Origin of the sequence: Nisaea sediminum (assembly GCF_014904705.1) — a bacterium.
In the GTDB taxonomy this organism is placed as follows: domain Bacteria; phylum Pseudomonadota; class Alphaproteobacteria; order Thalassobaculales; family Thalassobaculaceae; genus Nisaea; species Nisaea sediminum.
The window spans coordinates 103,623-128,248 of sequence record NZ_JACZCQ010000006.1 but is presented as its reverse complement, the minus strand read 5'-3'; the positions used below and the strand labels follow the sequence as shown (position 1 = coordinate 128,248).

General features: G+C 65.8%; 21 protein-coding genes and 1 other RNA gene. 12 read left to right on the top strand and 10 right to left on the bottom strand.

From position 1 onward, the window contains the following. The first annotated feature begins 26 nt into the window (after nucleotides 1-26). Together IG122_RS12585 and IG122_RS12580 are read left to right on the top strand one after the other, a co-directional pair. A complete protein-coding gene (locus tag IG122_RS12585; protein ID WP_193184009.1) occupies nucleotides 27-1,817 on the top strand; it encodes an ABC transporter transmembrane domain-containing protein in 1,791 nt (596 codons plus the stop codon). 161 nt (nucleotides 1,818-1,978) lie between these two features. Next, entirely contained in the window at nucleotides 1,979-2,263 is a 285-nt protein-coding gene (locus IG122_RS12580; protein ID WP_193184007.1) for a GIY-YIG nuclease family protein, read from the top strand. 169 nt (nucleotides 2,264-2,432) lie between these two features. Here the strand turns inward: IG122_RS12580 and IG122_RS12575 are convergent, their stop codons facing one another. From IG122_RS12575 to efp, 5 genes are all read right to left on the bottom strand, one after another. Further along, nucleotides 2,433-4,025, bottom strand: coding sequence for an OmpA family protein (locus IG122_RS12575; protein WP_193184004.1), 1,593 nt, complete (start codon nucleotides 4,023-4,025; stop codon nucleotides 2,433-2,435). A 12-nt stretch (nucleotides 4,026-4,037) separates the two neighbouring features. Next, nucleotides 4,038-5,174 (bottom strand): flagellar motor protein MotA, encoded by a 1,137-nt coding sequence (locus IG122_RS12570; protein WP_193184002.1) that lies wholly within the window; start codon nucleotides 5,172-5,174, stop codon nucleotides 4,038-4,040. A gap of 133 nt (nucleotides 5,175-5,307) precedes the next feature. Next, nucleotides 5,308-6,402 (bottom strand): OmpA family protein, encoded by a 1,095-nt coding sequence (locus IG122_RS12565; RefSeq protein ID WP_193184000.1) that lies wholly within the window; start codon nucleotides 6,400-6,402, stop codon nucleotides 5,308-5,310. A 92-nt stretch (nucleotides 6,403-6,494) separates the two neighbouring features. Further along, nucleotides 6,495-7,298, bottom strand: a complete 804-nt coding sequence (locus IG122_RS12560; RefSeq protein WP_193183998.1) for an inositol monophosphatase family protein — start codon at nucleotides 7,296-7,298, stop codon at nucleotides 6,495-6,497. Between the two features lie 59 nt (nucleotides 7,299-7,357). Further along, on the bottom strand, nucleotides 7,358-7,924 hold the full coding sequence (gene efp, locus IG122_RS12555) for an elongation factor P (RefSeq protein WP_193183996.1): 567 nt from the start codon (nucleotides 7,922-7,924) through the stop codon (nucleotides 7,358-7,360). Between the two features lie 320 nt (nucleotides 7,925-8,244). Here efp and IG122_RS12550 point away from each other — a divergent pair, with 320 nt between their 5' ends. Beyond that, nucleotides 8,245-9,903, top strand: coding sequence for a hypothetical protein (locus tag IG122_RS12550; RefSeq protein WP_226893548.1), 1,659 nt, complete (start codon nucleotides 8,245-8,247; stop codon nucleotides 9,901-9,903). 64 nt (nucleotides 9,904-9,967) lie between these two features. Then, nucleotides 9,968-10,489, top strand: coding sequence for a GNAT family N-acetyltransferase (locus IG122_RS12545; RefSeq protein WP_193183992.1), 522 nt, complete (start codon nucleotides 9,968-9,970; stop codon nucleotides 10,487-10,489). 12 nt (nucleotides 10,490-10,501) lie between these two features. On the opposite strand, the gene thiE is transcribed toward IG122_RS12545, so the two are convergent. The 4 genes from thiE to tkt form a co-directional block, all read right to left on the bottom strand. Then, nucleotides 10,502-11,137 (bottom strand): thiamine phosphate synthase, encoded by a 636-nt coding sequence (gene thiE / locus IG122_RS12540; protein ID WP_193183990.1) that lies wholly within the window; start codon nucleotides 11,135-11,137, stop codon nucleotides 10,502-10,504. Between the two features lie 73 nt (nucleotides 11,138-11,210). After that, nucleotides 11,211-12,140: a class I fructose-bisphosphate aldolase gene (locus IG122_RS12535; protein WP_193183988.1), complete on the bottom strand. Its 930-nt coding sequence runs from the start codon at nucleotides 12,138-12,140 to the stop codon at nucleotides 11,211-11,213. A gap of 25 nt (nucleotides 12,141-12,165) precedes the next feature. Beyond that, a complete protein-coding gene (gap, locus tag IG122_RS12530; RefSeq protein ID WP_193183986.1) occupies nucleotides 12,166-13,173 on the bottom strand; it encodes a type I glyceraldehyde-3-phosphate dehydrogenase in 1,008 nt (335 codons plus the stop codon). Between the two features lie 67 nt (nucleotides 13,174-13,240). Continuing rightward, the gene (gene tkt / locus IG122_RS12525; protein WP_193183984.1) at nucleotides 13,241-15,259 is read right to left on the bottom strand and encodes a transketolase; all 2,019 of its coding nucleotides are present in this window, start codon (nucleotides 15,257-15,259) and stop codon (nucleotides 13,241-13,243) included. Between the two features lie 270 nt (nucleotides 15,260-15,529). Here tkt and IG122_RS12520 point away from each other — a divergent pair, with 270 nt between their 5' ends. The 5 genes from IG122_RS12520 to IG122_RS12500 all read left to right on the top strand — a co-directional run bounded on the left by IG122_RS12520 (nucleotide 15,530) and on the right by IG122_RS12500 (nucleotide 17,723). Next, nucleotides 15,530-15,751: a hypothetical protein gene (locus tag IG122_RS12520; RefSeq protein ID WP_193183982.1), complete on the top strand. Its 222-nt coding sequence runs from the start codon at nucleotides 15,530-15,532 to the stop codon at nucleotides 15,749-15,751. Between the two features lie 4 nt (nucleotides 15,752-15,755). Continuing rightward, nucleotides 15,756-16,088, top strand: coding sequence for a cell division protein ZapA (locus IG122_RS12515; protein WP_193183980.1), 333 nt, complete (start codon nucleotides 15,756-15,758; stop codon nucleotides 16,086-16,088). A gap of 13 nt (nucleotides 16,089-16,101) precedes the next feature. Then, nucleotides 16,102-16,257, top strand: a non-coding RNA gene (gene ssrS, locus IG122_RS12510) — 6S RNA. Nucleotides 16,258-16,328: 71 nt separating this feature from the next. Continuing rightward, complete coding sequence (locus IG122_RS12505; RefSeq protein WP_193183978.1) at nucleotides 16,329-16,904, top strand: 5-formyltetrahydrofolate cyclo-ligase; 576 nt, start codon at nucleotides 16,329-16,331, stop codon at nucleotides 16,902-16,904. 3 nt (nucleotides 16,905-16,907) lie between these two features. Then, nucleotides 16,908-17,723, top strand: a complete 816-nt coding sequence (locus IG122_RS12500) for a TIGR00282 family metallophosphoesterase (protein ID WP_193183976.1) — start codon at nucleotides 16,908-16,910, stop codon at nucleotides 17,721-17,723. A 24-nt stretch (nucleotides 17,724-17,747) separates the two neighbouring features. Here the strand turns inward: IG122_RS12500 and IG122_RS12495 are convergent, their stop codons facing one another. Next, a complete protein-coding gene (locus IG122_RS12495) occupies nucleotides 17,748-18,578 on the bottom strand; it encodes an isocitrate lyase/PEP mutase family protein (protein WP_193183974.1) in 831 nt (276 codons plus the stop codon). Between the two features lie 232 nt (nucleotides 18,579-18,810). Between IG122_RS12495 and IG122_RS12490 the strand changes: the two genes are divergently transcribed. The 3 genes from IG122_RS12490 to IG122_RS12480 all read left to right on the top strand — a co-directional run bounded on the left by IG122_RS12490 (nucleotide 18,811) and on the right by IG122_RS12480 (nucleotide 24,622). Continuing rightward, nucleotides 18,811-20,232 carry a M20 family metallopeptidase gene (locus tag IG122_RS12490; protein ID WP_193183972.1) on the top strand — a complete coding sequence of 474 codons (1,422 nt, stop codon included), beginning with the start codon at nucleotides 18,811-18,813 and terminating at the stop codon, nucleotides 20,230-20,232. 131 nt (nucleotides 20,233-20,363) lie between these two features. After that, nucleotides 20,364-21,485, top strand: coding sequence for an efflux RND transporter periplasmic adaptor subunit (locus tag IG122_RS12485; RefSeq protein WP_193183970.1), 1,122 nt, complete (start codon nucleotides 20,364-20,366; stop codon nucleotides 21,483-21,485). After that, the gene (locus tag IG122_RS12480) at nucleotides 21,482-24,622 is read left to right on the top strand and encodes an efflux RND transporter permease subunit (RefSeq protein WP_193183968.1); all 3,141 of its coding nucleotides are present in this window, start codon (nucleotides 21,482-21,484) and stop codon (nucleotides 24,620-24,622) included. The genes IG122_RS12485 and IG122_RS12480 overlap by 4 nt, the downstream gene beginning before the upstream one ends. The last annotated feature ends 4 nt before the right edge of the window (nucleotides 24,623-24,626 follow it).

Sequence of the window (24,626 nt, the reverse complement as noted above, 5' to 3'; positions counted from 1 at the left end):
GGGGCCTGTTTTTGCGGGAATCCGGTATGAGTGAACAGAACAGTCGGCGCGATCTCGGCCCCCTGAAGGCCCTGATGCCGTTCGTGCGGCCCTACAAGCTGCAGATCGCGGGCGCAATGGTCGCGCTGGTGGTCGCGGCGGTGACGGTGCTCGCCATGGGCAATGGCTTGCGCCATCTGGTCGATAACGGCTTCTCGGCCGGCGACCCGGACCTGCTCGACCAGGCGGTGATCGTGCTGCTCGGTGTCGTCATCCTGCTGGCGGGGGCGAGCTATGCCCGATTCTATCTCGTCTCCTGGATCGGCGAGCGAGTGGTGGCGGATATCCGCAAGGCCGTGTTCAACCACGTGATCTCGCTCAGCCCCGGCTATTTCGAGACCATGCGCACGGGCGAGCTGCTCTCCCGCATCGCCACCGACACCACGCTGGTGCAGACCGTGGTCGGCTCCTCCGTCTCGATCGCGCTGCGCAACACGCTGCTCTTCCTCGGCGCCATGGTCATGCTGCTGGTCACCAGCGCCAAGCTGACCGGCTATGTGTTCCTCGTCGTGCCCATCGTGGTGGTGCCGATCATCGTCTTCGGCCGCAAGGTCCGGAAGCTGTCCCGCGAGACCCAGGACCGGGTGGCCGATCTCGGCTCCTATGCCGAGGAGACGCTCTACGGCATCCGCGCCGTCCAGGCCTTCGCGCACGAGCCGGTCGACCGGAGCAATTTCGGCGCCCGGGTCGAGGACGCGCTCTTCACCTCGCTGCGCCGCATCCGCGCCCGTGCGGCGCTGACGGCGATCGTCATCACGCTGGTCTTCGGCTCCGTCGCGGTCATTCTCTGGGTCGGTGGACGGGACGTGCTGTCAGGCCGGATCAGTGGCGGCGAGCTCTCAGCCTTCGTCTTCTACGCCGCCGTCGTCGCCGGCTCGACCGGGGCGCTCTCCGAGGTGATCGGCGACCTGCAGCGGGCCGCGGGCGCGATGGAGCGGCTGATGGACCTGCTGAAGGCCGAGAGCGAGGTCTCCGCACCATCAAAGCCCGTCGCGCTGCCGAGCCCGGCCAAGGGCGTCGTCGCTTTCGAGGCGGTCGAGTTCCGCTATCCGGCGCGTCCCGACATTCCCTCCCTCAGCGGCTTCAGCGCGAAGGTCTCGCCGGGCGAACGGGTCGCCATCGTCGGCCCGTCCGGGGCCGGCAAGTCAACCATCTTCCAGCTTCTGCTGCGCTTCTACGACCCTCAGTCCGGCAAGGTGACGGTCGACGGTGTCGATCTGCGCGACGCCGATCCGGCCGCCTTCCGCGCGCTGATCGGCCTGGTTCCGCAGGAGCCGGTGATCTTCTCCGACAATGCGATGGAGAACATCCGCTACGGCCGTCCGGACGCGACGGACGAGGAGGTCCGTGCCGCGGCGGAGGCGGCGAACGCGAAGAGCTTCATCGAGGCCCTGCCGGAGGGTTACGCCACCCATCTCGGCGAGAAGGGCGTCCGCCTTTCCGGCGGTCAGCGCCAGCGCATCGCCATCGCCCGCGCCATCCTCCGCGATCCCGCCATCCTGCTGCTCGACGAGGCGACCAGCGCGCTCGACGCCGAGAGCGAGCGGGCGGTGCAGAAGGCGCTGGAGGCGATCATGCCGGGCCGCACCACGCTCGTGATCGCCCACCGCCTCGCGACCGTGCTGAAAGCCGACCGTATCCTGGTGCTGGAAGAGGGGCGCCTGGTGGCCGAGGGCAAGCATGCCGAGCTGCTGGAAACGAGCCCGCTCTACCGCCACCTCGCGGACCTGCAGTTCGCCGACAGCGCGGCGGCGGGGCTGGCGATTTCGGCGGAGTAGGGATCGCTCCTCCTGGTTCGCACAGTGGATCCCGATTCGCATAGAGACGACGAAGAGGAATTACCTCGCCGCCACCTTTCACCGTCATCCCGACGCAAGTCGGGATCCACTGTTGCCGATTTGCCGTGATATAGCAGCTCTCTCCATCCCATGACCGGCATATGGAGCCTGCCGTCTACATCCTCGCGAATATGCCTCGGGGAACGCTTTACATCGGTGTGACGTCGGACCTGCCGAGGCGGGTTGCGCAACACCAGTCCGGACACATCCCCGGCTTCACAGCGAGATACGGCGTCAAACGGCTGGTCTATTTTGAGCTTCATGACCGTATGGGCGACGCCATACAAAGAGAACGTCAACTCAAGGCTTGGCGCCGAGCCTGGAAGATCGAACTGGTCGAGACGGTCAATCTGGAATGGAGGGACCTTTGCGGAGATCTTTTCTGAAGGGTAGTCGACGCGGAAATAGTGGATCCCGACTTCCGTCGGGATGACGGCAAAGAGCGGTGGAAACCCCGAATTTCGTCATCCCGATGCAAATCGGGATCCACTGCATGCGAAGAGCGCGGCGCCGAAAGGTCCCGGCTCTCCGGCCGGGATGACGCCCAAGAGAAATCTACCGCTGCGTCAGCTTCATCTCGATGCGGCGGTTGCGGCGGTTGCCGATCTCGTCCTTGCGCTCGTCGATCGGCTGGAACTCGCCGTAGCCGGTGGCGGAGAGGCGGCTCGCCGGGATGCCTTCCGCGATCAGGGTCTGCACGACCGAGATCGCGCGGGCGGCGGAGAGGTCCCAGTTGTTCTTGAAGCGCTCGTTGAAGATCGGCACCGGGTCGGTGTGGCCCTCGACTTGCAGGATCCAGTCGATCTCCTTCGGGATCTTCGAGGCGATGTCCTTCAGCTGGTCGGCGAACTGGCGGAGCTGGATCTCGCCCTGCGGGCCGATCTGGTCGGAACCGCTGTCGAACAGCACTTCTGACTGGAAGACGAAGCGGTCGCCGACGATGCGGATGCCCTCGCGGCCGCTCAGGACCTCGCGCAGGCGGCCGAAGAACTCCGAGCGGAACTTCGCCAGCTCCTGCACCTTGGTGGCGAGCGCGCGGTTCAGCTTGGCGCCGAGATCGACGATCTCGACCTTCTGGTCCTTGTTCACCGCTTCAAGCGCGTCCATCGCCTCCTGCAGCGCGAGAAGCTGTTCGCGCAGCGCCCGCATCTGCCGGTTCAGCAGCGCGAGTTCCTCCTGCGCCTTGGCTGAAATCTCCTTCTCTGCGCCGAGCGCGGTGGCGGTCTCGTTGAAATCGGCGGTCAGCTCGGCGAGCCGGATGTCGCGCGCCTCGATTTCCTGCTGCTGCAGGATCGTACGCTCCTCGCTGCTCGAAAGCTGGGCCGTCAGTTCTTTCGACCGGTCGCGGAGCGCGCTCATCTCGGCCCGCAGTTCCTCGATCCGGGCTTGTCGCTCCTCCGCCGTCATCTTCGCGGCCTGGAGCTGGTCCTTGGTCTCGCCGAGATCGCTCTCGAGCGTCTGCTTCAGCGCCGCCAGTTCGGCGACCTCGCCCTCGAGCCGCTCGCGGGCGTCCTTCAGGGCGAGCAGGTCCCGGCGCAGGCTTTCCAGTTCCGCGAGCTGGGTCTTGATCGTCTCGCGGTCGGCGGCGATCACCTTGAAGGCGTCTTCCAGCCCGGCGCTCACCTCGTCCCGCTCGGCCTTCGCCACGGCCATCTCGTTCTCGACGGAGCGCAGCTTGGAAAGCAGGGCGTCGCGCTCGCTCAGCACCTCGGAGAGGCGCTGGTCAAGGCCGGCCCGGCTGTTCTCCGCCTCGGAAAGGCGCTGCTGCATGTTCGAACGGTCGCGCACCGATTCGGCAAGCCTGTCCTCAAGCTGGTCGCGCTGGGAGATCAGCTGGGTGACCTGCTGGCTCAGCGCATCGCGGCGGGCGATGGAGGCCTGCAGCTCGGTGGAGAGCTGGGCGACGTTGAGGCGCAGCTCTGCATTGGTCTCGCGCTCGAGATTGAGCAGGTCGGAAAGCTGGGCGATCTCGGCCTGCAGGTTCTTCAGCGCCTCGTCGCGCCCGGAAAGCGCCTGCGTCAGATAGAATTGCGAGACGATGAAGACCATCAGGACGAAGATGATCACCATCAGAAGCGTGGCGAGCGCGTCGACGAAGCCAGGCCAGATATTGGTGTCGCGCCTCGCGGCGCGGCTGCGGGCGGACATGGCCGCGCTCCCCTAGCGTTCTTCCTCTGCGAGCGCCGCGATGGTCCGCGCGACGAGCCGGATCTCCTGGCGGATTTCCTCCACGGTGCGGTTGCGGCCTTCCGAAGCCTCCTCCACGAGGCGCGCGACATAGGCCTCGATATTGCGGAGATGGGTGCGCATCAGTTCGTCCCGGCCGCCGGTCTGGCCCTCGGCGATCTTTGCCAGCACCGGGCGGATCTCGAGCTGGGCCTCGCCGAGCTTCACCATCAGGTCCTGCTCGGCGCGCATCTGGTCGACCAGGGTCCCGAGCTTCTCGTTGAGCGCCATCAGGTTGGCGTTGGCCTGCCGCCGGTCGTCCTCGCTCCGGAGGATGACCCGCTGCAGCTTGTCGAGACTGTCGGCGGTCTGCTCCCAGAGCGCGGTCTGGTAGGCGCTCGCGGAATGCTCGCCGTCCGCCAGCACGCCGCCGCCGGAGCTGAGCCGGGTCAGGCCGGAGAGCCATTCCTCGAGATCGTTGTAGAAACGGTTCTGCGCCTGGCCGAGCTGCAGCTCCATGAAACCGAGGATGAGCGAGCCGGCGAGGCCGAAGAGCGAGGAGCTGAACGCCGTCGCCATGCCGGCGAGCGGGCTCTCGAGGCCGGTCTTCAGGTCGTCGAAGACGGTGCCGAGATCGCCGCTCCCGACGCTGAGGCTGCTGATCACGTCGCCGACCGCCCCGACGGTCTGCAGCAGTCCCCAGAAGGTGCCGAGCAGGCCGAGGAAGATCAGCAGGCCGATGACATAGCGCGAGATGTCCCGGCTCTCGGCAAGCCGCGCATCGATCGAGTCGAGCAGCGAGCGCAAGGACATGGCCGAGAGGCTGACCCGTTCGTCCCGCCGTTCGCCGAGCATGGTCGCGACCGGAGCGAGCAGGGTCGGCGCCTGCTGCATCGAGAGGCCGGGCTGCGATGTCCGGTAGGATTCGATCCAGGAAACCTCGGGGCCGAGCGAGACGACCTGGCGGACGATGTAGAGAATGCCGATGGCGAGCGTCGCGAGGATCATCCCGTTCAGCGCCGCGTTGGCCATGAAGGCGTCGAACAGGGGGGCGAAGAGCAGCACCGCGACGGCCACGACGAGCAGCAGAAATATCGCCATGCGGACGAGAAAACGCGTTGGTCTGGTCACCTGATCGATCCCCTGAACTCGGGCCGCGCGGGGCGGCCCTGGACATTGTGCTCCGGTTTCGAGTCCGGATGTATGGACGGGAAATGCGGCGATATTCGGTCCGCTTCCCGCGCCGGTCGGCGCTTGATCTCCGTCAGCGTTCGACCAAGGTCAGATCGACCCGGTCGCCCGGCGCTCCGGGCGCCCTGTCGCCGAGCGCCCGCACATCCATGCGCGTGCTGGCAATGCCCTCGCGGATCAGGAAGGACCGCACCTCAAGCGCGCGGGAGAGCGAAAGGCGGCGCGCCTTCGCCTCCGAACGGTCGCCGGAGGTCGCATAGGCCTTGAGCTCGACCCGGAGCTCGCCGTTCGCTTTCATCTTCGCGGCGATCGTGCCGAGTGTGCCGGAGGCGTTGCCCGGCAGGGTCTTGCTGTCCGCCTCGAAGACAACGCTGATGGCGGCACTGTTCGCCGACGCGGCGGGCGCGGGTGCCTTCGGAGCGGCCGGAGCCGAGGCGACCTGCCGCGCCGGCTCGGGAGCCTTGGCGGCCGGTGCGGCCTTCGGCGCTTCTGCGTTGACGGCAGGCGGTGGAGGCGGCGGTGCGATCGCTGCCGTTCGAGTGGAGGTCGCCGCGGGCGGGGCAGGGACCTTGATCGCCGGAATCGTCGTGGCCGTCCGGGTGCCTGTCTGCGGCGCCGACGGGGTCGGAGCCGGGATGGCGACCTTGGCCGGTGCGGCAACGGTCGGCGCCGGTGTCGCGGCTACTTTCGGCGCGCTCGGGACCGGGGCGGTGACGCGGGCGGGGGCCGGAACGGCCGCTGTCCGGGTCGGGGCCGACGGTTGAGGAGCGATGCGCCGCGCGGTCGGCAGAGCAGCTGCAGGCGGTCTCGGCGCCACGGGGGCGATGGCGGTCGCGGGTTGTGCGGCGGTCAGGCGCCGCGTCATTTGCGGCGGGCGGCTCGGCGGCGGCATCGGGGCGCCCCGGGTCACGGAATGCCGGACTTCGCCCGGAAGCGGCAGAGGCATGCCGTCCTGAACCTGGCCGCGCCGGATGTCGGCGCGCAGCAGACCGGCGACGTTCGGCGGGGTGCCGAGCGCCTCGAGCACATCGAGATTGATTTCGACCTGCTCGCCCGTGCCGCCGATATAGACGGTTTCCTGGCCGAGCGCGGCACTGGCCGGCACGGCGAGCAGGCCTGCGAGAAGGAATAGGGCGGGGCGTCGGCCCGGATATCGTGATGCGGCCATGCTGCGCGTCCTCAATGGGAGAATCAGTCTCTGAAAGACCTTATCCCATCACGGCTTTTGGCGACAACAGCCTAAGGGCGGCGAAAGAACTCTTAGGCCTTCGTCGCGTCCCGGAGCGTTTTCAGGAGTTTGCCGTGGACATAATCGTTCGCGGCAACGACTTCACCGGTCTCGATGCACTTGTCCCGGTTCTTGTAGTCGGTGCAGTACCCGCCGGCTTCCTTCACGAGAAGCATGCCCGCCGCGATATCCCAGGCGCTCAGACCGCGCTCCCAGTAGCCGTCGTAGCGGCCGGCGGCGACATAGGCGAGATCCAGCGCGGCGGCGCCGAACCGGCGCACGGACGAGCAGCGGGTCATCACCGCCTCGAGATGTTTCAGGTAGGTGCCGTGATCGTTGCCGCGCAGGGTGGGGATACCGGTCGCGAACACGCTGTCTTCCAAGTTGCGGCGGGCCGAGACGCGCAGACGGCGGTCGTTCAGATAAGCGCCCTTGCCTTTTTCCGCCCAGAACATCTCGTCCCGGGTCGGCTCGTAGACGATCCCGGAGACGATCTCGCCGTCCTCCTCCAGCCCGATCGAGATCGCGAAATGGGGGATGCCGTGCAGGAAGTTGGTGGTGCCGTCGAGCGGGTCGATGATCCAGCGCCGGCCCTGCGGATCCCTGCTCTCGACCGCGTTGCCTTCCTCGAGCAGGAAGCCGTATTCCGGCCGCGCGCGTTTCAGCTCGCTCGTGATGGTGTTCTCGGCCGCGGTGTCGGCGGTCGACACGAAATCCGCCGGCCCCTTCTTCGAGACCTGGAGCTGTTCGACCTCGTTGAAGTCGTGCAGCAGCTGCCGGGCCGCTTTCATGGCGGCTTTCACCATAACGTTGATCGCGGGCGAGCGGGTCGCCATGGTTTCTCCAGTTCGATTTGAGGCTTGGCAGAAGCCGGCCCGGAGGCCGGCGTCTTCAATCAGTCCTTGGCGCGCTCGACATAGGTGCTGTCTTCGGTCCGCACCACGACGCGGGTGCCGGACTCGACATGCGGCGGCACGAGGATTTTCACGCCGTTCTCGAGCACGGCCGGCTTGTAGGAGGAGGAGGCGGTCTGACCCTTCACCACCGCGTCGGCCTCGACGATTTCCAGAACCACGGTTTCCGGCAGCTGCACAGAGAGCGGCTCGCCCTCGTAGCTTTCGATCTGCACTTCCATGCCGTCCTGCAGGAAGACCGCGTTCTCGCCGATCAGGTCGGCGGAGATCTGGGTCTGCTCGTAGGTCTCGTTGTCCATGAAGGTCAGCAGATTTTCCTCGGCGAAGAGGAACTGCGCCGGGCGCTGCTCGAGCCGCACGCGCTCCACCTGCTCGTCGGCGCGGAAGCGCTCGTTCAGCTTGGTGCCGGAGCGGATATCCTTCAGTTCCACCTGGTTGAAGGCGCCGCCCTTGCCGGGTTTCACGGCCTGGGTCTTCACGGCGACCCAGAGGCGGTCCTTATGTTCGATGACGTTTCCGATGCGGATGGCGTTGCCGTTGATTTTCATGTCTTTGTCCGTCGAGCGATCGAAGTGGCCGACGTCGCGCGGAAGGCGCGCGAACGTACGCAATATCGGGTGCGGCGCGCTTTTATCAGGTTGCGCGGGCGGAGTCTATTGGGGGCAGGATGTCCTGCGCACATAGCAGTTCCTCGCTGTCCGGCACGCCCGGCTTGCGCTGTGTCGCTGACCTCACCCCAAATCGATGCAGACTATCGCAACCGGTTGAGGTGGCGCTTCTAACATTCATCGATTGCTTCATGAGGCGGCGCATATTATCCGATGAATGCTTCCAGGAAATTTCTGACAGTGTTTTTTTTGGGGTCTTTATGCATTTCTTCAAAATGATTCTCTGCGCGCTCGCGATGGTTACCCTTGCTGGATGCGTGAGCACGGGCGGGCGTATTCCCTTCAGCCAGGCGCAGCCGGATCAGCAGGTCATTATCTTGCGCGTCATGGCCATGGAGGATTTCCGCAAGGGCGATACCCCTGCGGGGATCAAGAAGCTGGATGAGGCGATGACCATTGCCGAAACCGCCCAGGACATCGACAACCTCGTGCATGTCCACATTGATCTGGCCAATGAATTCGTAAAACTTGGCCGCCTGGCAGAGGCGGAAGGTGAGGCACGTGCCGCGCTGCGTAAGTCGAGAGCCAGTGCGCATCACGCCGGGGAAGGCAAGGCCCTGCACTCTCTTGGCAGGCTGAAGCTCAAGGACTCTCCGGACGAGGCCCGCGAATTCTACCGGATGGCCGCCGAAGCTTATGGCAAGGCACCGAATATCCATAGCTATGCGGTGACAACGCGTCTCGAATACGCCGAATTCCTGATGCACCAAGATCTCGTTGCCGCCGGACTCTGGATCGATGAAGCGGGTGCTGTCGCCCGGAGGAAAAAGGATCAGGCTCTCGAAGCGGACGTGCTTACGGCTCGCGCCGAGTTGCTGGGGCGGCAAGGCCGTTATGACGACGCGCTGGCGGCACTCTCGGATGCCGGCCGTCTGATCCTCCCCAGCCAGAAAAGGTATTTTGAGCGGCATGCCGGGATCGAGACTCTCAAGGTCACTGTTTTGGCCCTGAGCGACCGGCACGCCCTGACCGACGATGTTGTCCGGAATTTCTCGGCTTTCTGGACGGCGCTTGCCGGCGAGGAGAGCATGCGGGCCAGGACGGTCCTGGAGTTTGCGGCGAATCTCCACCGCCTCGGCTACACGTCTGCGGCGGCCGGAATGGGCGAGGCGCTTTCCGTTGCGGCCGAGCGCTGGCGCACAGAGGATGTCGAGAAAACCAAGCGGGAAAAGAACGTCAAGAACGTCATTATCAAGAACCGCTATTTCGCCGACGCTCACGCCTTCTGGGCCCGTCTTCAAATGAAATCCGGCCGGACCGCGGCGGCTCTCAAGTCCAGTGAACTCGCGCTCGACAATGTGCCCCGGCCGTTCAAACCCGAACATATCGGATCGGACATCCCCATCGACTACACGCTCAGTCCGGCCGGGACGGAGCTCTTGCGCGGTTATTCGGAAGCTCTTGCGGCTTCGGGTGACATCTCCGGAGCGCTCGATGTGCTCGATCTCACGCAGAAAACCGCCCGTGCCGATCTGTCGAATGGCAGCCGTTTGGCAATCCGCGCATCGATCGCTTTGTTGAGGGCGGATGCGGCCGGGGCCTCGGCGGTGGCTCGTGAAATCCTCTCGGAGGCGGAAACCGCGAGAGCAGGCGATTGGTATCCGATTGCCGGGATCATGCTCGACCTGGCGGAGAGCGAGCTTTCCCGGGATCCGGAACTGGCGGCGGCCCTCGCGCGGAAAGTGGCTGAGATCCCGCTCTACGACGCCGATCTCGCCCGGTCGGTCAGGGCATACGGGCTTCTTGCAGGTGTCACCGCCGGCAGCGCGTCGGAAACCGCGAAGGGCTATCGCCAGATGCATGCACAGCTTTCGGATCAGCTCGCGCGCCGGCAGGCAAGGCGTCCGGAATCGTCCTAATGGCGATCGTCGGTCGAGCCCGATGACGAAACCTCCCGCGCTTCCACTGTGCGGCTGAAGTGAGATGATCGAGACCGAGCGCTTGAAACTGGTCGCGTGGCAGGACCGCCACCTGGATGCCTTCGCCGAGATGCACGCCGATGCGCAGGTCATGGCCGATCTCGGCGGACCGATCGACATGTGTGAGAGCCGCCGGAAACTCGACCGCTACAGGGAGGCTTTCCGCGAATACGGTGTGGCGCGATGGGCCGTGGAGGATCGCGACGGTGCTTTCCTCGGCTATGCGGGCGTTATGCCGCGCATGTCTCCCGGCCATCCCCTGGGCGAACATTTTGAGATTGGCTGGCGGTTCGTCAGGTCCGCATGGGGAAACGGCTACGCGACCGAGAGCGCCAGGGCCTCGCTCGATCACGCGGTCGATACTCTGGGGTTGGCCGATATTCTGGCCTATACGAGCGCGGAAAATCTGCGCTCCCAGTCTGTGATGAAGAAACTCGGGATGGTCCGTTGTCCGAAGCGTGATTTCGTTCAGGAGATAGCTCATGGTGCGCAGTGGCACGGGCTGGTCTGGCGGGTCGTTTCTTGAGCTTCGCGGGGCCTAGGCCGCCGCTTCGAACAACGCGTTGAACGCCTTCACCGCCGCCGCCGGCCCGGCCGGATGTTTCCAGACCGCGGTGATCACGCAGATGAAATCCGCCCCCGCCTCGATCAGCGGTTTCGCGTTCTCCAGGTTGATCCCGCCGATGGCGACGCAGGGCACGGTCGAGAAGGACGCCCAGGTCTCCAGTGTCTCGATCTCGGCGTGGTGGATGATTTCCTTGGTCTCGGTCGGGTAGAAGGCGCCGAAGGCGACGTAGTCGGCGCCGGCCTCGGCCGCTTCCATCGCGAGATGGATCGAGTTGTGGCAGGTGACGCCGATCATCGCCTCGTCGCCGAGGATGCGGCGCGCCTCGTCGTAGGGCGTGTCGTTCTGGCCGACATGGGCGCCGTCGCACCCCGTCAGCAGCGCGAGGTCAGGGCGGTCGTTCATCAGCAGCGGCACGCCGCGCGCGTGGCACACGGGCAGCAGGGTCTCCGCGGCACGCTTGATCTCGTCGTCGGAGACATCCTTCAGGCGGAGCTGCAGGCAGGCGACCGGGCCCGCGTCGAGCGCGGATGCAAGATCCCCGGCGAAGGCATCGATATCGATCTTCGGCGGGGTGATCAGGTAAAGCTCGCAGCTTGGATCGGGCATGTTCCGGCTCTTCAGACGAAAACGGCGCCCGCGTCAGGCGGGCGCCGCGAAACGCAGGATCAAGGCGTCAGGTTTACGCCTTGCCCTTGTAGATGTCGATGATGGTGTTGAGCATCGCCATGGCCTCCTCGCGCGGACGCTGGAAGGTGTTGCGGCCGATGATGGAGCCGTTGGCTCCGCCGTCGCGCAGGCCCCGGATCTCGTTGTAGAGACCGTCGAGATCCTTCGCCTCGCCGCCGGAGAAGACGACGATGCGGCGGCCGTTGAAACAGGACTTCACGACATGCTCGATGCGCTCGGCGAGAGTGCCGATGGCGATCTTGTTGGCCTCGTAGGACTTCTTCGCGGCCTCGAGCTCGAGATGCTCGGTCGGCGGCTTCACCTTGATGATGTGGGCGCCGAGCAGCGCGGCCATGTGGGCGGCATAGGCGCAGATATCCACCGCGGTCTCGCCCTTCTTGGTGAGGTCGCCGCCGCGCGGATAGGACCAGACCACGACCGCGAGGCCGTAGGCCTTGGCTTCCTCGGTCATCTCGCGGATCTGCCCCATCATCTCGAAGGCGTTGTCCGAGCCCGGATAGATCGTGAAGCCGATGGCGGAGCAGCCGAGCCGGACCGCTTCCTGCACCGAACCGGTCAGCGCCTGGCTCGGGCCGTCCTTGTCGCGGGCGAGGCTGTTCGAGCTGTTCACCTTCAGGATCGTCGGGATTTGGCCCGCGAAGGTGTCGGCGCCGGCCTCGATCATGCCGAGCGGAGCGGCATAGGCCGAGAGCCCGGCATCGATCGCCAGCTTGAAGTGGTAGTGCGGATCGTAGGCGTCCGGATTCGGCGCGAAGCTGCGGGCCGGACCGTGCTCGAAGCCCTGGTCGACCGGCAGGATCACGAGCTTGCCGGTGCCGCCGAGCTTGCCCTGCATCAGGATGCGGGCGAGGTTCGCCTTGGTGCCCGGGCAGTCGCTCTCATAACCGTCGAGGATACGCTTGACGCGCTGGGTGATTTTCATCGCCGTTGTCCTTCCCTTCTGATTCTCAAAGCGTCGCCGCGACCGCTGCGGTGGTGTCCAGCATGCGGTTGGAGAAGCCCCATTCGTTGTCGTACCAGCTCATCACGCGGACCAGCTTGCCCTCGACCACCTGGGTCTGGAGCAAATCGAAGGTGGAGCTGTTCTGGTTGTGGTTGAAGTCGATCGAGACCAGCGGCTCGTCATTGACGCCGAGGATGCCCTTCAGCTTTCCGTTGGCGGCCTTGACGATGGCGGCGTTGACTTCCTCGACGGTGGTCTCGCGCTTCGGCACGAACTTCAGGTCGATCAGGCTGACATTGGCCATCGGGACGCGCACCGAGGTGCCGTCCAGCTTGCCGGCCAGTTCCGGCAGCACGAGGCCGACGGCCTTGGCCGCGCCGGTGGTGGTCGGGATCATCGAGGAGGCCGCGGCGCGGGCCCGGTAGAGATCCTTATGCATGGTGTCCAGCGTCGGCTGGTCGCCGGTATAGGCATGGATCGTGGTCATGTAGCCGCGCTCGATGCCGATGGCCTCGTTCAGCACGTAGGCGACCGGGGCGAGGCAGTTCGTGGTGCAGGAGGCGTTCGAGATCACGGTATGCTCTGCGGTGATCTGGTCGTGGTTCACGCCGTAGACGACGGTGAGGTCCACGCCGGTGCCCGGAGCGGAGATGATGACGCGCTTGGCGCCGGCCGTGATGTGCTTCGCCGCGTCTTCCTTCTTGGTGAAGATGCCGGTGCATTCGAGCACGATGTCGACGCCCAGCGCCTTGTGCGGCAGGTTCGCCGGATCGCGTTCGGCGGTCACCTTGATCGGGCCCTTGCCGTAATCGATTGTGTCACCGTCGACCTTGACGTCGAACGGGAAGCGGCCGTGATTGCTGTCCCATTTCAGCAGATGTGCGTTCGTCGCGACCGGTCCAAGATCGTTGATGGCGACGACCTTGATATCGTCGCGGCCGCTCTCGGCGAGTGCCCTCAGAACCAGACGGCCGATCCGCCCGAACCCGTTGATGGCAACATTAACGCTCATCAGATTTCCTCCTGACTTTCACGCTCGTACAAAAACGCCGCCCCGGCGGGGGGCGGCGATGGTGGGATTATCCCAGACGCTTCTTGACCTCGGCCACAATGGCATCGCTGGTGATGCCGAAATGCTTGTAGAGGTCGTCGTAAGGCGCGGACGCGCCGAATGAGTTCATGCCGACGAAGATGCCGTCGAGCCCGATCAGCCCGTCCCAGCTCTGCCGGATCCCGGCCTCGACAGCGACCATGACGCTGCCCGAGCCGAGCACCTGCTTGCGGTAGGCTGCATCCTGAGCGGTGAAGCGCTCGATGGACGGCATGGAGACGACCGCGGTGGCGATGCCGTCGGCGTCGAGCGCGGCCTTCGCGGCGAGCGCGATCTCGACCTCGGAGCCGGTGGCGAGGATCGTCACCTTGCGCTCGCCGGAGGCGTCGGCAAGCACATAGCCGCCCTTGGCGGAAAGGTTCTCGGAACTGTCGCCGTCCCGCACCGTCGGCAGACCCTGGCGGGTCAGTGCGAGAATTGACGGGCGATGCTCGTCCTGAAGTGCCGCGAGCCAGCATTCCGCGGTCTCGATGGCATCCGCCGGGCGGAACACATTGAGGTTCGGGATCGCGCGCAGGGCGGCGACATGCTCGACCGGCTGGTGCGTCGGGCCGTCCTCGCCGAGACCGATGGAATCGTGCGTCATGACGTAGATGACGCGGAGCCCCATCAGGGCCGAGAGGCGGATCGACGGGCGGCAATAGTCGGTGAAGACGAGGAAGGTGCCGCCGTAGGGGATCAGACCGCCATGCAGCGCCATGCCGTTCATCGCGGCGGCCATCGCATGCTCGCGCACGCCGTAATAGATGTAGTGGCCGCTGTAGTCGCCGGCCCGGACCGCGTCCTGGCCGCCGACCTTGGTGTTGTTCGAGCCGGTGAGGTCGGCCGAGCCGCCGACCAGTTCCGGGATCTCCGGCTGCAATGCCTCGAGCGCCTTCTGCGAGGCCACGCGGGTGGCGAGCTTCGGCTTCTCCGCGCCGTGCTTGGCGATCAGCTCCTTGATCGCCTTTTCGGCGCCGGCCGGAAGCTTGCCGGACATCGCCGCGTCGAAGGCCTTGCGGGTCGCCGCGTCGGCGCCGTCATAGCGCGCGGTCCAGGCGACATGCGCGCCGGCACGGTCGGCGCCGATGGCACGCCAGGCGTCCAGAACTTCGGCCGGGATCTCGAACGGGCCTGCGCTCCAGCCGAGATTCTCGCGGGCGCCGGCAATCTCGTCCGCGCCGAGCGGGGCGCCGTGGGAGGAGGATTTGCCTTCCTTCGTCGGCGCGCCGAAACCGATCTTGGTGCGGCAGGCGATCAGGGACGGGCGATCGTCGGACCGAGCGGCCTCGATGGCGGCGGAAATCGCCTCGGCATCGTGGCCGTCGACCCGGCTGGTGTCCCAGCCATAGGCCTCGAAACGCATCAGCTGGTCGTCGGAGACCGAAAGATCGGTCGAACCGTCGATCGAGATGCCGTTATCGTCGAACAGCACGATCAGCTTGCCGAGCTTCAGATGGCCCGCCATGGAGGCGGCCTCGTGGCTGATGCCTTCCATCAGGCAGCCGTCGCCGGCGATCACGTAGGTGTAGTGATCGACCAGATCGTCGCCGAAGCGGGCATTGGTCATGCGCTCGGCGAGCGCCATGCCGACGCCATTGGCGAAGCCCTGTCCGAGCGGGCCGGTGGTGGTCTCGATCCCGGCGGTGTGGCCGTATTCCGGGTGGCCCGGGGTCTTCGAGCCGAGCTGGCGGAAATTCTTGATCTCGTCCAGCGTGACATCGTCGTAGCCGGTCAGATGCAGCAGCGAGTAGATCAGCATCGAGCCGTGGCCGGCGGAGAGGATGAAGCGGTCGCGGTCCGCCCAGTCCGGTGCCTTCGGATCGTAGTTCAGGAATTCCGAGAACAGCACGGTGGCGACATCGGCCATGCCCATCGGCATGCCGGGATGGCCGGACTTGGCCTTCTCCACCGCGTCCATCGAGAGCGCGCGGATCGCGTTCGCGAGCATGTCGTGCGAAACGGCGCTTCCCGAACCGTCGCTTGCAACAGGAGATGTCGTGTTCATGGGCATCAATCGTGTTCGGCGGCGCCCTTCCCCGGACGGTCCGGACGGGAGGCCGCATCTGATGAACGGGGCGGGCGCACAAGGTGGTCTCTGCCCCGGAAAAGGCGGGGTGAAAATGCCGTCCTGCCCCCGTACAGTCAACTCCGGAGTTCGGGGGGGATGACGTGGTCCCCCAAGGCCGCGCGTTGACGCCTTGATATTGCAGTTTGTATGCTTCCGCCGCCGGGCGCGGGATGCCCGAAAATCAAGCGTTGTTAAGGACAGGACCGGATGTCCCGACTCGATTCCGCCGCCGCACGCCTCGAAGCCGCAATCGAACGGCTCGACGGTGCCGCGCACAAGGCCCTCGAACTCAGCTCGCGCTCTGCCGAATTGCAGGCGGAACTCGACGCGGCCAAGAAGGAATATGCCGAACTCTCCAAGGTCACCGATGAGGTCAGCGAGAAGCTGGACAAGACCATCGGCCGCCTGAAATTCGTGCTGGAAGGATAAGGCGGTGGCCCAGGTCGAGATTACCATCAACGGCAAGAACTACCGCATCGCCTGCGAGGACGGGCAGGAGAGCCGGATCGCCAGCCTTGCGGCGATGGTTGATTCGCACGTGAAAGACCTGGTCGAGCAGATCGGCCAGATCGGCGACACGCGTCTCCTCGTTATGGCCTCGCTGCTGATCGCGGACGAGCTTGTCGATCTGCGCGAGATCGAGGCGGAGATGGCGGCGGAGAACGGGACGAGCCCGGTCGGCGAGAGCGAGGAGAAGATCGCCGCCGCGCTGAATGCGATGGCCGGACGAATCGAGAGCATTGCAGACCAGCTTGAACGCGCCTAGATATGTCCCCGGACGGTAGCTGCGCGATGCGTCAGGCCTCACAATCCCTGGGGCTATAAACGATCCTTCGGGAGCTGTCTCTGCCGGGACCGTGGTTCCGGTATGCGGCGCCCACCTGCTTTGCAGGCCACAGAGGATTATTACGGCCAACGGTCGTGGCGGCGCCGTTCAGATTTTTTTCCAGACGAAAGACGGCCCTTGCCGGATCCCGCCTCGAACTCCAGGACATCGACTGACCGCATGGCCGCCGAGAAGGTCGCCCTGCGAAAGATGATCGAGGAGCGCCGGCAGCGGGCGCATGCCGAGCTTTCGGAGCGCGCCGGCAATCTCGTTCGTGACAGTTTCCTCGAAAATTTCGAGCTTTCTCCGGCGTCCGTCGTCGCCGCCTACTGGCCGTTCCGCTCCGAGATCGATCCGCGGCCTCTGATGCTCGCTCTGCATGCGCGGGGACACCGGATCGTGCTGCCGGTCGCGGTGCAGAATGCGGCACCGCTTGCTTTCAGGCTTTGGGGGCCGGGGGCGTCTCTGGTCAAACACGGCTTGGGCGGTCTGGTGCCCGATGTCGGCGCCCCCGAACTCGAGCCGGGCACCCTGCTCGTCCCGATGCTGGCTTTCGACGATGCGGGCTACCGTCTCGGCTATGGTGGCGGATTCTACGACCGGACACTGGAGAAACTCCGCGCGGCGGGTGCCGTCCGCGCGATCGGCCTTGCCTATGAAGCGCAGCGCGTCGCCGCGGTCCCGCGCGAAGCAACCGACCAGCGGCTTGACGCCCTGCTGACCGAGGCCGGCGCCACTCATTTCGGAAAGGGCTGAACCGTGCGCGTACTTTTTCTTGGAGACGTCGTCGGCCGTGTCGGACGCGAGGCGGTGCAGGACCGGCTTCCGGAACTGCGCGAACGGCTTGCCGTCGATTTCGTCATCGTCAACGGCGAGAATTCCGCCGGCGGCTTCGGCATCACGCCGGAAATCGCCGAGGCTTTGTTCGATGCCGGCGCTGATGTCGTCACCACAGGCAATCATGCCTTCGACAAGCGCGAGATCCTCACCTATTTCGACGCCGAGCCGCGCCTGCTGCGCCCTGCGAACTACCCGCCGGAGACCAACGGCAAGGGCAGCGGTCTCTATCCGACGCAGGACGGTCGCCACGTGCTCGTGGCCAACATCGCCCTGCGCCTCTTCATGGACAGCGCCGAGTGCCCCTTCCTCGCCGCGGAGAAGATCGTCGAGGAATGCCCGCTCGGCTACGGCGCGGATTTCATCTTCATCGACATGCATGGCGAGGCGACGTCGGAGAAACTGGCACTCGGGCATTTTCTCGACGGACGGGCGAGCGCGGTCGTCGGCACCCACACCCATGTTCCGACCGCGGATCACATGGTGCTGCCCGGCGGCACCGCCTACATGACCGATGCCGGCATGTGCGGCGCCTATGACGGCGTGATCGGCATGAAGAAGGAAGCCCCGGTGGAGCGCTTTCTCTCGAAGACCGCCCGGCCGCGTCTGGAGCCCGCCGAAGGTCCGGCGTCCGTCTCCGGCGTCCTGATCGTCAGCGACGACGCGACCGGCCTCGCGACGGCGGCGGAGCCGGTGAGGCTGGGCGGCCTGCTCTCCGAGACTATGCCGCAGATCTGACGGGCCGCGTTGTTGAGGGTAGCGTCAGCGCTTTTCCGCTGACATGAGCTGACTGATTTCCCGGTCCGGAATTGCATCGGCGGCGTATGTGAAGGTCCCGTTCCGCAGCACCTCTTCCGCAGCCCGCCGCAATGCGCCGAGTGCCGCTCGGGCGAAAGAGCCGCCGACGCTGATGCGCCGGACACCTGCGTCCGAAAGCTCCGAGACCGTGTAGGTCGCGCCCTGCAGCCCCATGACCACATTCACCGGCTTGTCGACCTCGCGGCAGACCGTCCGGATGGCTTCCAGACCCGGCAGGCCGGGCGCGTAGAGCACGTCCGCCCCGGCCTCGGAAAATGCCTGAAGGCGCTTGATCGTGTCTGCGAGATCAGGCCGTCCCCAAAGGAAATTCTCGGCTCTGGCCGTGAGAAGGAATGACCGCCCTGCCGCGGCTTCGGCCGCCGCACGCACACGATCGGCGGCCTCCGCGGTCTCGAAAATCGGTGCCTCGCTGTCTCCGGTCGCGTCCTCGATGGAGCCGCCAACAAGACCGGCCTCGCAGGCCAGCCGGATGGTTTCGGCGCAGGTTTCCGGAGCAGACCCGAAACCGTCCTCGAGATCCGCCGAGACCGGGAGCCCGGTCGCATCGACGATCATTCGCGCGTTCTCCAGCAGCTCCTCGCGCGTGAGGCCGGCGAAGGAATCGCGCTTGCCGACCGAGAAGGCATAACCCGCGCTGGTCGTCGCCAGCGCCTCGAAGCCGCAATGGGCGAGCAGGCGCGCGGATCCCGCGTCCCACGGGTTCGGCATGACGAACGCGCCATCCCGTTCATGCAGCGCCTTGAAGCGGTCGAATTTCTCTTCACGTGTTTGCATTTCTGCGGCCTCCAGCTCTCAGGAAATGCAGTCTAGCGTATAGAACAAAATAAGAACATATCGGATTGGCGCGTGCCCGGAAAGACGCTCTTCCCGGCCCGGACGGGCCTGTTGCGCTTGACCGCCAATTTCACCGGGCGCATCGTTTCCACCCTTCCTATTCACTCCGCGCGGCTCCGTTTTCCCGCCTGTTCCGCGCCGGTCAAAAAATGCGTCCAGGAGAGAGAACGCCATGTCGAATGCCGAACTGATCTGGGATCTTGTCGACGAGCATCGCGAGGATTTCATCGGCCTGTCGGACCGGATCTGGGGCATGCCCGAGATCGCCTATACCGAATACCGCTCCGCCGAGGAGCACCGGAAGATGCTGGAGCAGTACGGCTTCCGCGTGACGGAGAATGTCGGCGGCATTCCGACGGCGGTCATGGGCGAGGCCGGCGAGGGCGGGCCGGTGATCGCCGTGCTCGGCGAGTACGACGCGCTTCCCGGCCTCAGCCAGGTCGCCAATATCGCCGAACCGAAAGAGGTCGAGGCCGGCGGCCACGGCCATGGCTGCGGTCACAACCTGCTCGGCTCCGCCGCGCTGCTCGCCGCCGCGGGTCTCAAGGACTGGCTGGAGAAGACCGGCACCCCCGGCCGCGTGCGCTATTACGGCTGCCCGGCGGAAGAGGGCGGGGCGGCGAAGGGCTTCATGGTCCGTGCCGGCGCTTTCGACGACGTGGACGCGGCGGTGACCTGGCATCCGGCCGGCGTGACCCGCGTCGGGCTCGCCAACTCGCTCGCCAACACACGGATCGATTTCTCTTTCCACGGCCGCTCCAGCCATGCCTCGAGCGCCCCCCATCTCGGCCGCAGCGCCCTCGACGCGGTGGAGCTGATGAATATCGGCGTCAATTACATGCGTGAGCACATGCCCTCCGACGCCCGCATCCACTACGCCATGCTCGATGGCGGCGGGGTCGCGCCGAACGTGGTGCAGGGCTTCGCCAAGGTGCGTCATGCCGTGCGGGCGCGCGATCTCGCGGGCATGCAGGAACTGGTCGAGCGCGTGAAGAAGGTCGCCGAGGGCGCGGCGCTGATGACCGAGACCAAGATGACCTGGAAGATCGTCAGCGCGGTCTCCAACATGCTTGCCAATTCGCCGCTCGAAAAGGCGCTCTACGAGAACATGCAGCGCCTGGGCCCGGTGCCGTTCGATGCCGAGGACCGGAAATACGCGGCCGAGATCCAGGCGACCCTCACCGAACAGGACATTGCCAACGAATACCGCAAGGCCGGGGTCGAGGCGCGAGAGGACACCCCGCTTTGCGACTTCATCGTCCCGCTCGACGTCAAGGGCGTCTCGATGCCGGGCTCGACCGATGTCTCCGACGTCAGCTGGGTGGTGCCGACAATCGAGGCGCGGGTCGCGACCCAGGCGATCGGCACGCCGGGCCATTCCTGGCAGATGACGGCCCAGGGCATGGCGCCTGCGGCGCACAAGGGCATGATCTATGCGGCGAAGGTCATGGCGGGCACCGCCGTCGACCTGCTGCGCGACGAGGAGCTCATGGCGGCGGCCAAGGCGGATCATGCGGCGAAGACCGCGAAGACACCCTACCGCTGTCCGATCCCGGACGATGTCCAGCCGCCGATCCAGCCGCGTCCGGAATAGAAACCGGGCGGGGTCCGAGGCCCGGCAGGTTTTCCACGATTAATTTTTCGTCCGATAGACTTTGGACGGCGACGGATTACACTCTCTCGAACGTTTCCAGTCTTTGCGGAAGTTTGTGCGGGGCCGTGCCGATGAGTGTCTGGCGTCAGTTGTTTGTGGTGGTCTTGGCTGCCGGTCTTCTGGTCGGAGGCTGGACCTATCTCGGTCCGTATCTCGGCCTGAAGAACGAGGCGGGAGAGGCGCGCGGCAAGGGGCGGGAGCAGTCCGCCGCGGTCGTTGTGGCGGATGTGGATTTCGTGAAGGAACGGCTGCGGACCGAGGCGGTGGGGACGGCCCGCGCCTATCAGTCTGCGCGCCTGCACACGGCTGCCGACGGACGCGTCACCGCGACCGCGCTCAAGACCGATGCCGAGGTTTCCAAGGGGCAGGTTCTGCTTGAGCTTGAACGGAAGAGCGAGCGGCTGGCGGTCGATCTGGCGCGGGTCCGGCTCGAGGCGGCACAGAGGGTTGCCGAACGTCTCGGCAAGCTGCGCGGCAGCGGCGCCTCGACCCAGGCCGCGCTGGACGATGCGCTCACCGCGCTCGATGCGGCCAAGATCGATCTGGAGCAGGCCCAGATCGCGCTTCAGGACCGCGTTCTGCTCGCGCCCTTCTCGGGCCGGATCGGCATGACGGATGTCGAGATCGGCGACCGGGTCGACACCGATACGGAAATCGCCGTGCTCGACGACCGCTCGAGCCTGCTGGTCCGCTTCGAGGTTCCCGAGGGGTTGCTCGGCAGGATCAATGTCGGAGACCCGGTCAAGCTCGCGCTCTGGACCGGCGATACCGCGCCGATCGAGGGCGGCGAGATCTATGATATCGGAAGTCGGATCGACGAAGAGACGCGGACTTTCGTGGTTCGTGCCCGCATTCCCAATTTGGACGACAGTCTCCGTCCCGGCATGAGTTTCCGGGTGACGCTGGATGTCGAGGGGCAGACCCGCGCCAGCATTCCCGAAGTGGCGATCCAGTGGGGCGGGGACGGTTCCTTCGTCTGGGCCGTGTCCGACGGGGTCGCCCGGCGTCAGCCTGTCTCGATCGTACAGCGGCAGGGGGCGACGGTTCTGGTCGATGCCAATTTCGCCGACGGCGACAAGGTGGTCACCCAGGGGCTGCACCGGATGCGTCAGGGCACGAAGGTCGAGATTCTTCCCGACGGCGGTCCGGACCGGGCTCCGGTGAAGGCGCGGAAAGACGCGACCACGTCATGATTCCGGGCAGCGGCGGTTCCGAGAACGACCTTCCGTCTCTCAGCGTCCGGCGCCCGTGGCTGGCGCTGGTTCTCAACCTGCTGATCGCGCTCGCCGGCGTCGCCGCCATTCTGGCGGTCGAGGTCCGCGAACTGCCGAATGTGGACCGGCCGATCGTTTCGGTGCGCGGCATTCTCGACGGCGCCTCGCCGGAGACCATGGACAGCGAGGTGACAAGCCTCGTCGAGGGCGCGGTCGCGCGCGTCAACGGGGTGCAGCGCATCCGTTCCTCCAGCGAGGAGAACAATTTCCGACTGCATGCCGAATTCAGTCCCTCCGCCGATCTCGACGTCGCGGCCTCGGACGTGCGCGAGGCGGTCAGCCGGGTGCAGCGGGAACTGCCGGAGAATGTCGAACAGCTGACGGTGATCAAGGCCGACGCCGACGCGAGCCCGATCATGCAGCTTGCGGTTTCCGGCCATGGGCTCACGGATGACGATCTGACCCGGATCGTCGAGAATGACGTGATCCCGGAACTGATCTCGATCGACGGCGTGGCTGACGTGAACCTTTACGGCGAACGGTCGCGTCTGCTGCGCGTCGTGCTCGACCCGATGCGGCTGAGCGCCTTCGCGCTTTCGATCGCCGACGTCATCGCGGCGCTGAAGAACGCGCCCTTCGACATTCCGGCCGGCAGTTTCGCATCGCTCGACCAGGAATTGCTGGTCCGTGCCAACGCGACGGTGGAATCGGCGAAGGAGGTCGAGGATATCATCATCCGGGGCGCCGTCCGCGTCGGCGACGTGGCGCAGGTCTTTTTCGGGCCGGAGGATCCGGAAAGCCTCGTCCGGGTCAACGGCGAGGAAACCATCGGTCTCGGCATCGTGCGGCAGGCGCAGTCCAACACGATCGAGATCTCGAAGGCCGTGCACAAGGCGGTCGCCACCCTGAACAAGCGTTTCGACAATCTTGAGGTGATGGTCACCTCCGACGATGCGCTCTTCATCGAGGGATCGGTTTCAGAGGTTCTCTTTACCCTGCTGCTGGCGGTGCTCATCGTCATCGTCACGCTCTGGGTCTTTCTCGGCTCGCCGGCGGCGACGCTTGTGCCCTGCATCGCCATTCCGGTCGCTCTGATCGGCTCCGTCGCGGCGATCTGGGCCTTCGGCTTCTCGATCAACATCCTGACCCTGCTCGCCCTCGTTCTGGCGACCGGCCTGATCGTCGACGACAGCATCGTCGTGCTTGAAAACATCCAGCGCCGGCGCGCCCAAGGCCTTGGCGGAAGGGCAGCCGCGGTGCTCGGCACCCGTCAGGTGTTTTTCGCCGTCGTCGCGACCACGGCGACCCTGATTTCCGTCTTCGTGCCGATCTCCTTCCTGCCGAGCACGGCGGGGCGGCTGTTCCGCGAATTCGGTTTCGTGCTGGCCATCGCGGTGCTGATCTCCTCTTTCGTCGCGCTCACGCTGGTGCCCGCGCTCTCGGCCCGGCTCGCGGCTGCCGGCGAGGACCGGATCGGGCTGCGCACCTTCATGGGGCGGATCGGAGACATGCTGGCGCGGGTCTACGGGGCGACGCTGAGGGCGACACTGTCGGTTCCGGTCATCGTCATCGCGGTGTCGCTCGCGGTGGCAGCTGGTGCCTGGGTTACCTTCAAGGCGCTCGATCAGGAGCTTCTGCCCTCCGAAGACCGAGGCCGGATCTACATCTTGGGAACCGGTCCGGACGGCGTCGGTCTCGAATACAGCAACAAGCAGGCCGACCTCATGGAGGCGGTCCTGCAGCCCTATGTCGACAGCGGCGAGATCACATCGGTCTATACCGTCGTCGGACGCTGGGACCTGAACCGGGTCTATATCTCGGCCCCGCTCGCGTCCTGGGAGGCGCGGTCGCGCTCGCAGCAGGAGATCATGTCGGAGATCCGGCGCAAGCTGAACCAGATCCCCGGCATGCGGATGCGGGTCTATAGTCCGAACAGCCTGAACCTGCGTTCCGCCGGCGGCGGCCTCGAGGTCGCACTGGTCGGCAACGATTATCTGCGCCTCTTCGAAGTGGCGCAAAAGCTGGCGCGGGCGATCGAGGACCGGCTGCCGAACCTGTCCGATGTCCGGATCTCCTACCAGCCGACCCAGCCGCAGCTCTCGGTCAAGATCGACCGTCGGCGGGCTTCAGACCTTGGGGTCGATCTCGACGATCTGGCCGACGTGTTGCAGGTCAATATCGACGGGCTCGAAGTCGCCGATCTCAACGTCCGCGACGAGACCATTCCGATCCGGCTCGAGGCGATCGGCGGAGCGATCAACGATCCGACCGATTTGATCAATCTCTATGTGCGCACGGACCGGGGAAAGCTGATCCCGATCTCCAGCCTCGTCACCCTGAAGGAAGAGGGCGTCGCCGCAGAGCTCGATCGCCACGTCCAGCGCCGTGCGGTGGAGATCGACGCGGACCTGAAGCCCGGCATGCCGCTCGGCGATGCCGTGCGGGCGGTCGAGGCGCTCGCGGACGAGATCCTGCCCGGCGATGTCAGCCTGATCCTGCTTGGCGAGGCCGAGGCGCTCGAGGAGACGTCGCACGAGGTCGCGATCACCTACGGCATCGCGATCATCGTGGTCTTCCTCGTGCTCGTCGCCCAGTTCGAGAGCGTGACCAGCGCCGCCATCGTCGTGCTGACCGTGCCGTTCGGGATCGCCGCGGCGATCTATGCCCTGCTGCTGACCGGGACCTCGGTGAATATCTACAGCCAGATCGGTCTCGTCATGATGATCGGGCTGATGGCGAAGAACGGCATCCTCATGGTCGAGTTCGCCGACCAGCTGCGCGATCGCGGTTTCTCCGTCCGGCAGGCGGCCGAGCGTGCCGCGCTGGTTCGCCTGCGTCCGATCGCCATGACCATGGTCTCCACCGTTCTCGGCGGCCTGCCGCTGATCCTCAGCTCCGGTCCCGGTGCGGAGGCGCGGAGCGCGATCGGCTGGGTCGTGTTCGGCGGTCTGGGCCTGGCGGCGGTCTTCACGCTCTATCTGACGCCGGTGCTCTATGTCGTTCTGGCACGGCTTTCCTCCGCCCGGGCGGATGCGGCCGGCAAGCTGGAGAGGGAAATGTCCGAGGCGAAGCACATCCCGGACATCGCCGAGGCCGAGGAGCAGCCGGCCGAGTAGAGCG